The 12,002-nt window shown below is 63.9% G+C and carries 8 protein-coding genes; 2 read left to right on the plus strand and 6 right to left on the minus strand.

All coding sequences use genetic code 11. From position 1 onward, the window contains the following. Positions 1 to 1,211 precede the first annotated feature (1,211 nt). Positions 1,212 to 1,649 carry a transposase gene (locus AAIL68_RS16655; RefSeq protein WP_347140879.1) on the plus strand — a complete coding sequence of 146 codons (438 nt, stop codon included), beginning with the start codon at positions 1,212 to 1,214 and terminating at the stop codon, positions 1,647 to 1,649. A gap of 216 nt (positions 1,650 to 1,865) precedes the next feature. On the opposite strand, the gene AAIL68_RS16660 is transcribed toward AAIL68_RS16655, so the two are convergent. Continuing rightward, the gene (locus AAIL68_RS16660) at positions 1,866 to 3,497 is read right to left on the minus strand and encodes a S8 family serine peptidase (protein ID WP_347140871.1); all 1,632 of its coding nucleotides are present in this window, start codon (positions 3,495 to 3,497) and stop codon (positions 1,866 to 1,868) included. A gap of 226 nt (positions 3,498 to 3,723) precedes the next feature. On the opposite strand from AAIL68_RS16660, the gene AAIL68_RS16665 reads away from it, so the two are divergent. Next, positions 3,724 to 4,536: a hypothetical protein gene (locus tag AAIL68_RS16665; RefSeq protein ID WP_347140872.1), complete on the plus strand. Its 813-nt coding sequence runs from the start codon at positions 3,724 to 3,726 to the stop codon at positions 4,534 to 4,536. A gap of 9 nt (positions 4,537 to 4,545) precedes the next feature. Here the strand turns inward: AAIL68_RS16665 and AAIL68_RS16670 are convergent, their stop codons facing one another. From AAIL68_RS16670 to AAIL68_RS16690, 5 genes are read right to left on the minus strand one after another with little or no spacing between them, the layout of a single operon-like run. Next, positions 4,546 to 5,640 carry a hypothetical protein gene (locus AAIL68_RS16670; protein WP_347140873.1) on the minus strand — a complete coding sequence of 365 codons (1,095 nt, stop codon included), beginning with the start codon at positions 5,638 to 5,640 and terminating at the stop codon, positions 4,546 to 4,548. A 12-nt stretch (positions 5,641 to 5,652) separates the two neighbouring features. Continuing rightward, positions 5,653 to 7,749 (minus strand): S8 family peptidase, encoded by a 2,097-nt coding sequence (locus tag AAIL68_RS16675; RefSeq protein WP_347140875.1) that lies wholly within the window; start codon positions 7,747 to 7,749, stop codon positions 5,653 to 5,655. Then, positions 7,742 to 9,343 carry a hypothetical protein gene (locus AAIL68_RS16680; protein ID WP_347140876.1) on the minus strand — a complete coding sequence of 534 codons (1,602 nt, stop codon included), beginning with the start codon at positions 9,341 to 9,343 and terminating at the stop codon, positions 7,742 to 7,744. The genes AAIL68_RS16675 and AAIL68_RS16680 overlap by 8 nt, the downstream gene beginning before the upstream one ends. Positions 9,344 to 9,389: 46 nt before the next feature. Next, entirely contained in the window at positions 9,390 to 9,962 is a 573-nt protein-coding gene (locus tag AAIL68_RS16685) for a hypothetical protein (RefSeq protein WP_347140877.1), read from the minus strand. Between the two features lie 3 nt (positions 9,963 to 9,965). Continuing rightward, positions 9,966 to 11,723: a heme peroxidase family protein gene (locus AAIL68_RS16690; RefSeq protein ID WP_347140878.1), complete on the minus strand. Its 1,758-nt coding sequence runs from the start codon at positions 11,721 to 11,723 to the stop codon at positions 9,966 to 9,968. Positions 11,724 to 12,002 lie beyond the last annotated feature (279 nt).

Consider the following 12,002-nt stretch of genomic DNA (forward strand, 5'->3'; position numbering starts at 1 on the left):
TAATTCACCGCTGCATCCGCGCTGCTAAGGGCGACAGACCAGCCCGAACGCACTGGTTCATGAGCTTTGCAGATGCCCGGAAAAGCTGGAGGATTGGCGCATACACTACAATGCTGCGGCATAATACCCATCTCTCTATGGTGTTAAGAGGAATAGGTTCTTCTGGTCGGCATACGGTCCTGAGGGATGTTTTGCCCTTCGCTTGGTCTCGAAAGCGACGTGTTGTGCCTGTGGTGTGGCCTTCGACCACTCCGGTTTCGGCCGCGATCCTCAGTGTCTTCGGCGATACCCCGAGCAGGCGCGCAAGGTCGGTTAGATTGAGCCATGGGTCGATGCCATCGGGAGCCGGGCGGAAGACCGGGATCTTGTGATGCGAGCGGAGGGACGTGACCCGCTCGCGTGTCCAGCGGTTGCCATGGCCTGTCAGCAGGCCGTTTCGGTTGAGGATGCCGGCAATCAGATCGTCGGAGACACTGAGCACCAGCTGGCGCACCGCAGCGATGATCTCGGAAGCGGTGCTGTTGCGCTGTCCCCGGCGCCGCTTCGGCAGGCGAAGTTCTGTATGCGCCGCACCGATCCAGTGGACCAGCGAACGATCTCGAAGGTTGTGACGTCGAGATCGGCAACCACATCCTAGATGAGTCGGCCCGCGTCACGTCACCCGCAGCCGAGCGGCCAAGATCGTTGTCAATGGTCTGGATGGCGGACCAGCCAAGCGCCGTCAGCCGGTCGTGCATCGCATATTGCAGGGTGCTGCTCTCACGGTTGTGCAGCACCTGGTGCGCCGAGGATTGTCGCACCTAGAGGATTGCCTTGCATTCCAGATGATGCGACCCGATCTTCTCATGCATCATGTGCCGCTCCCTTGCGTTGACTGTCCGCGCCGCCGGCGTGGCTAAGGAGCGGGGGTATCAACGCGGTCAGCATCAGCCGTACCTCGTCGAGCAGACTCTGCCACTGCGGCGTCGGGAACCGCTCGGGGTCCGATAGAGGGGCGAAGAAACCAAGTTGCTGCGGTGGCGTTCGTCGTGGCATGAGCATCTCCCGGAATTGCCATTGAGGAGGCCGATGCTGCGCCCGATGCGCGATTCCGATGGGCTGTCGAGAGCTTCCACCATATCGTTCAGCACTGCCGCCAAGTTCTCCAGGGACGCGATCAACGCCATTGGGCAGACTGGAGGTACCAGGATTGGCTGGCGACCCGGTCAAACATCCACCCCGGATCTCCAGCCAACGGTCGCTACCATTCCGGTCAGGCTACAACGCTCACCCGGACCCGGGCCGAGCGCGGAACCCGCCCCCGCACGCCGCGCGATACCCGCTACACATGGGCCTATATCGTCGGCGCGGTCTGTCCGGCGCGCGCCACAACCGCGGCTCTGGTCAGGCCGCGTGCCGACACCTCGGCCATGAACGCCCATCTTGTCGAAATCGCAAAAGCTGTCGCGCCAGGCGCCCACGCCGTGCTCGTGATGGAGGGCGCCGGCTGGCACGGCTCCAGCGCGCTGCGCATCCCTGACACCATCACCATCGTGACGCTCCCGCCCTATGCGCCAGAACTGAACCCGGTCGAGAACATCTGGGCTGTACCATCAGACGCGACGGTCCTGTCTCACTCCAGTGCCCAAATTGCCGGCGATGTGCGATGACATTCTTGTCAGGGCTCAGCTTTGCTTGCCATCAGTGCTCAATCTTGCAGCGCCTTGAAGGGGGAAGGTGAGAGAACCGAACCTTCATTCCGCGATCCTTTTATGCCTCAACGCATTGTTGGGCATAAAAAGTCACATTTCAGAATAGCGTGTCCCGGCTATGGCCTGCTTGAGGACTAACCTGCCAAAGTATTGCGGCAAAGTTCTGGAGCCGCCCTACATCCCCAGCATGTCGCGGAGGAAGGGTCGGGTTTCCAGCCGCTCGGACAGAGCGGCCGAGGGCGGGGCTTCGGGCTTGAAGAGGTCGCCCTGACTGTCGAGACCCAGCGAACTGGCAATCGATTTTGCCTTGGCGCGACTGCCTGCGCGAAAGGCCCGCCATAGCAGTTCAGGCGCGAACTCCTCCATCTGCGAATCCAGTTCCGCCAAGGTCCGGGCATCGGCCGAGGCCAGGGTATCCGCCGCCACCTGCACCGCCGGGACCGCGTCCCACGCGGCCAGCGGCGCGGCCGTCACGGGAGGCTCCACCGCAAACAGGGCCTCGCCGCCTGGGGCCAAGCCGGTTGTCTGACGGAACATGCGCGATATGCGCAGAACCCCTGCGCCCAGATCGCTTCTGCCGCCCCAGGCAGGGGGGCGAAAGGCCGTCTGGCGCAGCACCTGATTGAACAGTTCCTGTCCCGTCGTGCCGCGAGCCGCAGCGGCCTGCCGGACCTTGTCTGCGCCGCCTATTGCGCCCGACCACAGGGCTGCGGCCCCTGCCACAAGGCTGGTCGCCAGCGTCGTCCCTTGGCTGACCTTGACCGCGTCGGGGGGACCATCTGCCCGCGGCATTGTCGCGGCCCAGACCTGTTCCCCAGGAGCCGAGACGACGACTGCCTTGCCTCGGGCGGAATGGCGCCAGGGCATCAGGTCGGGCTGAAGGGCAGCAACCGCCGTCGCCAGCCCGTATTCCGCGTAGCTCGCTGGAAAGACCACCAGGGGCCAGCAGTTGCCCGCGGCGCAGATCGTCAGAATGCCACGGTCGCGGGCCATCTTCAACGCGCGCTGCGTTGCGCTGACAGGCGTGGGGCCGCCCATGCACATGACGATGACATCCGCGCCCTGGTTGATGGCGTGGACGATCGCGCCTGGGATAGTCTTCTGCCAGATGTTGACGACCGACACAAAGGCGCGGATCGCCAGGATTTCCGCATCGGGCGCCACCCCGGTGATCTTGCCGGGGCCGGTCGTCCCCATGCCCCCATCCAGTCCGCCGCGGCTGGCCACGACCGAGGCCACGACCGTCCCATGTCCTGGGTTGACCATCCCTCCGGCGGTGAACCGGTCGCCGGGATCGGTGCCGCCTTCGACCAGGTTCAGGTGCCCGTCGGCGGCCAGGATCCCCTGCAGTTCCTGATGGCTTGATACGCCGGTGTCGATGATCGCGACCCTGGCCCCTTGCCCCCGGTTGGACTGCCAGCCCTGTTGCGTTTCGATCACCGCATGGACCCAGCCATGGGGACGGCCCGGATCCTCTGGCGTTTCGCACAAGTTTGCCAGCGCCCCGTCCGAGGCCACCGCCGCCGCGCCGTAAAGGCTGTCGATCATCAGCGGGTTCGCCTCGGCCGCCCGCAGTTCGCGGCGGATCTGGCGCGCGCGTTCGAAGATCTGGTCGGCAAGGCTGTCCCGCGTGGGCGTTCCGACAAGGGTCAGGAAGAAGTGGTAATCCCCGGTGGGATCGAATACTGCCTCGATCCTGTAGGTTCCGGTCAGTCTTGTCTCGACCTCTTGGCGAAGATCAGCCTCGGATCGCGGTTCGGTAAAGACCAGTTCGATGACCAGATCGGGAATGAGCAATTCAGACATGGCAACCCTATACTGCAAGGACAAACAATAGAATCGTTGTTTTCATAATAATTTGTGGCATATTTTCTTGCAGTTTTGAATTGCAATATGCGCGCAGTATCCGAGCCAGTTTGATGTTGCCAACATATATTGCCGTTCAATTGTATGGTGCTGGGGTTTTCCGATGCGTTATATGGTTGGTGTTTCGGGTACAAAGATATTCTCTCGGCCTGACCCCAATTCCGCCTTGCTGGGTGTCCTTGATCCCGGCAGCACGATCGATTCTCCCGATGGCACGGTGGAACGCTGGATCAACATCGCAACCGGCGGGCATGTGGCGCGGCGCAACCTGCGCCAGGCCGAGGCGCGGTTCAGCGATCCTCCGCTGGATTCCGTGATGGCGGTGAACGATGCGATCCTGACGGCGACACGACAATGGGACGGCATTCAGTACGGGATGGGCTGCAAGGCCTGGATCAAGGGGGATGACGGGCTGTCCTTCACCCGGAACCGATCCTGCAACGGCGATCAGGTCGATTGTTCCGGCTGGGTGGCGGCGATCATGACGCTGGCCGGGCGTCGCTTCAGCGTGGCCCAAGCCAATACCACTTTTCGGATACTGGAAACCCATTCCGACGGGCAGATCGTCAATGTGGGACGGCATACAGGGATCATCGTGTCGGGCACCGACATCGACCGGGTGGGGCGGCGCGCGGGAATGATCTTTGGCATCGACACCGGCCAGCGTCGCCATGACACGCCTGATCGCCTGCTGGGCATCGACCATATCGTTGCGGGCTTTCATGCCGCGGACGGCACCTACATGATCAGCCAAAGCTCGGGCGGGAAAGGGGTCAACGCCCTGTCCTGGACCAAATGGCGGGCGCAGTTCGACACCGCGTTCCGCGAGAACCGCGTCCATTGCGCCGACCTGATGTCCGCGCAGGCGGGGGCCGGGCTTGCCCCCGGCGATGGCGGCTGGTCCCTGGACGGCGGCGCCGGCCTAAGCCACCCGGACCCGGTTTTCGACAAGGAGCCGGTGCGTGCCTTGGCGGGCTGATCTGCAAGGCTACGGCTCGATGCTGACCGACAAGGCGTCTTCGCCGCGATAGATGACGCGGCCCTTTGCCTTTTTGTTCAAAACCGTCACCTGACCGGCGATGCCGGGATTGCTTTCGGGCGTTGTCAGGTGAATGGAATAGTCCCCATCGGGGCGCGCCTGGAACAGCATGTCCAATGTCGCCAGATCGGGATTGCCGTCCTTGCCATTGGCGCAAAGGATGTAATGCCGTGCGGGGATCAGTTCGAAAAGCTTCCTTGAATTGTTTCCGGCGGCCCCGTGATGGGGAACCTTCATCACATCGATTGCTTCCGGCGGATTTTCCAGCGTATTCCAGCCCGCAATCAGATCTTCGGCCAGGGCATCGCCGGTAAACAGGATCGTCTTGCCGTCAACACTCGCCAGAAAGGCAATGGAGGACCGGTTGGTGGGCGAGTCGTCGCGCCGTTCGGTCGCGGCCAGTTCGGCGGGCGACACATGCCGGTCCTTCGCCCATGCCTTGCGCAGTTCGTCAAGCTGCGCCTGCGTCGGACCCAGCAGCGCGACCTCGACGCCCGCGACCTCCTTGGCAAAGGGCGTTTGGACCTTGTCGGCGAACTGGCGGTTCAGCACAAGGTTTTTGCCGTTGCGATCCTTCAGCCGCGCCAGGTCGGTTTGCAGGGTGACGCCTTCGGTCACGCTTACCAGAAAGGCCCCGCCGCTGGCCAGGCCAGCCAGTCCGGTCGTGATCTGGGCCACATGGCCATCGGCATCATCCGCCAGGAGCTGCCGGAAGCCGTTGAACCAAAAGTCGTCAAAGACCACGGGGGGCGTGTCAGACAGGGGCGGATCGGCCAGCAGGGCCGCGACCATCTGGCTCATGGCCGCGATGTGGTCGCTGTCGATATGGGTAACGACGCCCAGTCGGATCGGCAGCCTGCGTTCGCCGGTGACCAGATCCAGATCGCGCCCGGCCGCCAGCTGGTTCAGCCGTTTCTTCAGGGTACCGTTCCACGTCCTCCTTGGCCCGCCGTCGATCAGCCACAGCTGCGGAACGCCATCAAGGGCGTAGTGCAGCAGCAGGCAGTCGCCATGTTCCGCATTCAGGGCTTCGACCGTGACCATCGCTAGTCTCCTTCAGACTGATTGCAGCGCCCGCAGCGCATCGACCAGACCGGCGCCCTGGAAGGTGGGCATCCGGCCCAGGTCGGTGGCGGTGCGGCACAGGATTTCCTTGATGCGCAGCGGCTCGCCGATCAGTTCGCGGTTCCGCGCCATCAGCAGCGCCGCCACGCCGCTGACATGGGGCGCGGCCATGCTGGTGCCGTCCAGGATCTTGTAGGTGGCGGTGCCGTCCCCGGCCAAGGGGATGGGCCCGCAGATCTTTTCCCCCGGCGCGACCAGATCCGGCTTCAGCCGTCCGTCTGCCGTAGGCCCGCGGGACGAGAAATAGCTGACGCCATAGCTGAAGGGCGACTGGCGATGGGTCGATCCCACGGTGATGACCAGGTCGGCATTGCCCGGATCCGTGATCGAGATGTCGCGCGTGCTTTGCCCCCGCGATCCCAAGGCCGCGTCCCCTTCATGGCCGGAATTCCCTGCGGCGGCGACCACCACCACGCCGTTGCGGACCAGTTCGTTGCAGGCAATGCAGACCGGCGTCTGGCCGCAGCCGAAGGCCTGCACGTCATGGGTCACCGACAGGCTGAGGTTCGCGCCGTGGATCACCAGCCTGTTGCTTTCGCGGTTGAGGTAACGGATCAGGTCGATGGCCTCGATCACGGTATCCTCTCGGCCCACGCCCTGGGCGTCGAAAGCGCGGATGTCGATCAGCCGCAGGTCGGGGCAGGCGCCCATCATCCCCGGCTCGTCATTGTCGGCAAAGCGCGGGCAGTCCCAGCCTGCGGCAAGGATCCCCGCGACATGGGTGCCGTGGTCGTGACGCGGCGGGCGGTAGAGCGCGTCGTCATGCGGGATTTCGACCAGGGGGGCGAGGATCTCCCAGCCGATCGGAAGACCCGCGTTGCGCCGGTCGCGAAGTCGATCGATCATGGGGCTCTGTGTTTTTTTCTTGTGTTTGACAAAGGCATCCCAACTGCTTTTGATCTGGGCCGCGTTGGATGTGCCGCCTTGCCCAGACAGTTCGGGCGGATCCTTCGGGAAATCCGAACATGTCAGCAGATCGCGCAGGAATGTCAGGTCAAAGCTTCGGTTGATGCGCGTCCGGCCGGGCCAGCCTTCCTTTGCTGGGGTCGAGGTCTGCCGCTGGAAAAAGGCCGGATGGCGCGCGTCGATGCCGCTGTCGATGACCGCCCAGACGATGCCGGTCGTGTTCACCCGGAACAGGGTCTGGGTCGCGTCCACCTTGATCGTCCTGCGAGAGACATAGACCGCGTTCCCCGCCGCGCGATTGACGGCGGCGTTCCAGATACGGGGCCACTTGCCGGTTTCCGAGATCTCGGGATTGTTATTCTCGAAGTTGGCCAGGCGGGCTTTTTCATCGTCGATCCGCGTCAGGGCAGTTTGCAGATAGGGCTTCAATTCGGCCAGCAGGATCGCCAAGGGCACATTGCCGCTGCGCAACTGCTTGGCGATATCCTCGGCCTTGCGAGGATCGTCCCCGAACATCAGGGTCAGGCTGGCCAGGGCGGCAAAGCGGTAGAACTGGAACGATCCCGCCTGGGCCGCGATGGTTTCGTCCACGGTCCAGGTCTCCGCCTCGGACGTGCCCAGGAACTCCTCGACCCGCTTCAGGGCGCGCGCGCCGCAAGGCAGGTTTTCTTCGCGTCCACGAGCCTCGTCCGTTTCCCTCGCCTCGCGGGTACGGTCTTCCCACCAAACCGAAAGCGCGACCACCGCGGTCAGCGCCTGTTCCGGCGTCAGGGCCGCCTGCACCGCCGTGCGTGAATAGGCGATGCGGCATGTCTCGCGCATCTTGACGCGTTCGCCCTCGGTCTGTTTAAGCGGGCCGTCGGCATCCGCCAGCATGGCCTCCAAAGCAACGGCGGCCCGGCCAGGGGACGATCCCTCGGCCGGGGTCAGGATCAGATCGACGCGGGGGTCTTTCTCGCCCGCCGCCAGCTTTTCCCAATAGGCCACCCAGACATCGGGCCGCAGCGGGCTGTCCTGGGTAAAGCGGCTGTGGCCGAAGGTGCGGAAGATGACATCCATCAGCGCCTGCCTGCGCTCAGGGGACAAGGCGGCAGGGGTGGTTGGGGCGTCGGTGTCAGACATGGACCGGATCCTCCTTTGTCACGGCAGGGGCGCAGCGCAGGATGCCGTCGCCCGCCGGTGCGAGCGCCATGGCCTCTGCCAAGCCTTGAATGCGGGCCGCGCCCGCCTCGGTTTCGGCGCCCGGTTTGCGCGCCCAGGACAGGACATTGCTGCGCGTGTCGATCACCAGCGTGGCGCCACAGGGCGCCTGCAGGACGATGCCGTTGCTGTCCCGTTCGTTCATCCAGGCATAGGGGATCGAGATCTGCACCGGCAGAGCCCGTCCGTCCGGTCCCCGCTTGTCGGCCAGGAAGGGCCCGGCCAGGGTCAGGTCGGCATCGGCGGGAATGTCCAGGGCCGTGCGGTTGTCGTCCAGCCAGCGATAGGCCGCGCCGCGCGACCGGGCGATCTCGTCCGGGTCGGCGGGCGTCAGGCGCAGGCGGGCGGCCTCGTCCGACGGCAACTCAATCCCCCGTTTGGCAAAGCATTGGCGCAGCAGCGCGGCGTAGCCTTTCGGGTCCAGGGGTTCTGCGATCAGGATCGCCTGCACCATCGCCTGCCCAAGGTCGGCAAAGCGCGGGTCAAGTGGTGGCAGCAGGTCAAGCGCCTGCAGAAAGGTCGTCTGCACCCGCCGCACCGCATACCACAGCGCCTCATAAATGGTGACGCCCCGGCGGGCGCGGTATCCCGCGACCAAGGCGACAAGATAGTCGAAAACCGCCCCCGTCAGGATCTGCGACGCGTCGTGGAAATTCTGCCCAGGCAGGTCCGCCATCGTCAGGCTGCTGGCAGCGCTGCGCAGGTGCGGTTTCTTCGACACCGTCAGTCCGAACTGGCGCGCCAGGCCCGAGGCAAGCCCGTCCGTCAGGTCGCCCTCGGTTCTATCAGCCACCGTCTTGCGGAAGCGGTTGTTCCGCAAGGCCAGCAGCAGGGCAAGGATGTCGCCCACGCTTTCGTGGAAGGCCTCGTGTTCCTTGACGCCCTTCGTCAGGAACATCGGCCTGACCCCGTCAAGGATGGCATGGGCCAGTTCGTGGTTCACGATATCGGTGGACAGGCAGGTATGGACCGTCGCGCCTTCGTCATCTTGATAGTGATGAAATTCCAGCCGCTTTTGATCGCGGTTGTAATAAGCGTTTCTTTCGTTGCTGAAGGCGGTATCCACCAGAAGCCGGTTGCCCGCGAAATTCCAGTCAAGGCGGCGTCCCATGCCGAACGGCCCCTCCACATGGTCCAGCGTGTTCTGAAGCACGGCCCAGGTGCGGACCTGCCGGTATTCGGGCGTGTCGAGATCGGACCCGTCGATGGGCTTGTCCGCGCTGTCCGTGAAACAGCGTGCCTTGGCATCCCACCGGGCCACCTTGCCATCGGTGGGCAGGATCCGAAACCGCGCGCTTGTCGGACCGTCGCCCAGGCCTGGCTCCCACGGAACGGTAAAGTCGCTGTCCAGCCCAACGCCCGGTTCGTCCAGGGCGACCTGCGGATCCTTGAAATGGACCGCGACGTTCAGGTCCAGGCCCAGTTTCCCGGCCTTTTCGCGGCCCAGCCTGCCGCGCAGTCCATGCAGCGTTCGAAGCACGTCATTCGGCAGGGGTACGGGTTCAGGGGCAGGCATCGCGTCCTCCGTTGAAAAGGAACAGGTCAGAAAATGCGTTTTGGCCTCAGGGCGCAGGGATACGGTCGGCCGGCACCGGGGTCGGGGCAGGGACGGCAGCCGTATCAACCGGAGCCGGAAGGCGCCGCGTGTCCGCCGGCGGCGTGGCCGGACGCCCGGTCAGCGTGTCGAACAACTCGTCCAGCTTTTCCAGGGCCTCGCGCGAGAACAGCCCGGCCAGGGCCGACAGAACCGCGACGCCGAAGGGATTGACCGCCGCGGTGCCGTTGGCATTGTTATAGAACCCCGCCCGCAGCGCCATGTAGAACAGCAGCGCCAGCCCGATCCCGGCGGGGATGCGCAGGCCGTACCAGGCCAGCCACCGCCCGTCCCAGTTGCCCCCGCCCAGATGGCCCGCATAGGACCGTGCCATCTGCAGTGCCCCGCCAAGCGCCCCTGCAAGGGCCGCGACAAGGAACATCCGCGCCTCGTCCGTCAGCCAAGCCGGGCCAAGATTTGGGGCTGGCGGAATGGTGGGCCAGACCGACACCAGGCCGGCCAGGCAGGCAATCGGGGTCAGACCCGCCACCCATCCTACCCAGCGATGGTCGGGGTACCCGCCGGTTTCAGATTCGGGCATGGTCTAGTCCTCGATCATGCCGATGAAGCGCAGCATCTTCTGGAGGCTGTCCATGCCGTTACCGGGTGCCCAGGGCTGGCCGCCGCTGCCATTGTGCCAATAGGATTGAGGATCGCTGACCACCAGTCCGACCAGCGTGTCGGCAACAATGGTGCTGCCCAGGGGGCCCAGGTGATTGCCGCCCGCCAACTCGGCCTCGCGCAGGATATAGAACCACAAGGGCGTCTGCGTATCGAGGCCCGCGTCCACCATGAAGTCGCGCCCGGCCGAAACCTCCTCGGGCGACAGCACGGGCAGGCGGTCATAACCGTTCATGCCGTTGATCGCGGCGATGCATTCCTGTCCGGTCGGCAGGCTGAGCCGATAGCCCCGGCGCAGGTTCCGCCGCGCCAGGTGCTTGAAGACCCCGGCGGCTTCCTTGACCATGTCCTTCAGCGGCGGCGCCAGGCGGGTATCGATCTTGCGCGCCGCCCGCTTGCCCTGGTCCGAGACGATGAAGCGGTTCCATTCGATGATCCAGTTGTCGGGCAGCGACTCGTGGCGGGAACCGTCTCTGTTGGGCATGTCGCCGCCGCCCGTGAAGGCGAACAGCAGGTTGAAGGGAGCGTTTTCGATCAACTGGGTCGTTCCCGCTTCGGCGGTGCCGAAGATGCGGTTGTGGTCATAGGCGCCGCGCACCATCGAATGGCCAAAGCGGAAGGCCGCGACCGAAAACTCCAACGGCATCGGCATCTTGGCGCCGTCCGCAGGCCGGTGCTTCTTGAAAAACTCCGAATAAAGCGGTGCCCCTTGGGCCACCACGCGGCCCACGATGGCCGGGTCGCAAACGGCGGGCAGGTATTCGTTGACGATCAGCCACTGGTAATGGAACCGAGTGGCCTTGCGCGCGGCGTCGAAATCCGGGCCAGTCTGGTCGGCCAGCTTGTTGTGCAGCCTCAGGAATGCCACATGCAGTTGCGCCACCAGCAGGTTTTCGTCGTTGCGGTCGTCGCCGATGATGGCATGGGCCTTGTTGATCTCTCCGTTCCGCATGAAGGTCGCACGCAGGTCGTCGGGCAGATCGTTCAAATCTGCCTCGGTGATCTCGTTCCGGCTCATCAGGAAGCCCAGGCGCAGCAGGTCGGCGGCAGGGTCGCGGGGCAGTGGCGGGCGGTCGCCCACGGGCGTCGCTATCCCCAGCCGCATCTTGTTGCTGTGCCGGGGATGCTTCATCAAGCCCGCCAGCTTGTCCGCGAACGGCCCCTGTCCGGCTCTGTCGCCGTAAAGGCTGTCAAGGCGCAGCGACCCGTCGCGCAGGTTGTCCAGATCGCGTTCCACGCTGTCGCGGGGCTGCGGCGCGCAATCGCCGTCAATGGCGGAAATGGGCGCGGCGCGGTCGGTGTTGGCGGTGATGTCGTGGTCGATGAACTGCCCCAGATAGGTCATCACCGGCGCGATGCTTGAATTGATCGATTGACCATCCGGCCCGGTTTCCGGGTCGTCCAAGGGTTCGACCATGCTGTCGGCAAGGCGATCCAGGGCCGCTACCGCCGTGGGCGATTCAGGCATCGCGGCGGCATAAGGGAACAGATAACGGAAAGCCCCCTTTTCGGCCGGCGCAAGGCCTGCGCCGCCTTTCTTGCGGGCCTGCTGATTCTCAGCCGATCCGGGCTCGACGACCTTGGATAAGGGTACCGCGTCCGGCCGGTCCTCGGCGGGTGCAAGGCCCGCCCCGCCTGTTTCCTGAATGATATGCTGACCATGGCCAAGCGTAAAAAGCATCACATCCTCCATCGGACTGACATCAATCTTTAAAATTCAACATGCTCGTATGGTTAAGGCTCATAATATTACCTAATAAATTATTAATCAATCAATTTGTAATGCGCGGCAATTACATTTTTAAAGATGAAAATCTATGATTCGCGATATGTTTATCCCGATTGTCCTTCCTCAGGAGTCCGTTAGTTCGACCGGTCATAGCGGATTGATCAAAGCCATCTTTGATTGAGTTCGCTCTGGGCTAAGCGCCAAAACATGTTCTGGTTTAAACCGTAATTA

This window comes from Paracoccus sp. SSK6 (assembly GCF_039770665.1).
Taxonomy (GTDB): domain Bacteria; phylum Pseudomonadota; class Alphaproteobacteria; order Rhodobacterales; family Rhodobacteraceae; genus Paracoccus.

Bases quoted from the DNA above. Each gene is read 5' to 3' on its own strand.
- AAIL68_RS16690 (WP_347140878.1), bottom strand. From the start codon at position 11,723: ATGCTTTTTACGCTTGGCCATGGTCAGCATATCATTCAGGAAACAGGC.
- AAIL68_RS16660 (WP_347140871.1), bottom strand. From the start codon at position 3,497: ATGTCTGAATTGCTCATTCCCGATCTGGTCATCGAACTGGTCTTTACC.
- AAIL68_RS16680 (WP_347140876.1), bottom strand. From the start codon at position 9,343: ATGCCTGCCCCTGAACCCGTACCCCTGCCGAATGACGTGCTTCGAACG.
- AAIL68_RS16685 (WP_347140877.1), bottom strand. From the start codon at position 9,962: ATGCCCGAATCTGAAACCGGCGGGTACCCCGACCATCGCTGGGTAGGA.
- AAIL68_RS16670 (WP_347140873.1), bottom strand. From the start codon at position 5,640: ATGGTCACGGTCGAAGCCCTGAATGCGGAACATGGCGACTGCCTGCTG.
- AAIL68_RS16675 (WP_347140875.1), bottom strand. From the start codon at position 7,749: ATGTCTGACACCGACGCCCCAACCACCCCTGCCGCCTTGTCCCCTGAG.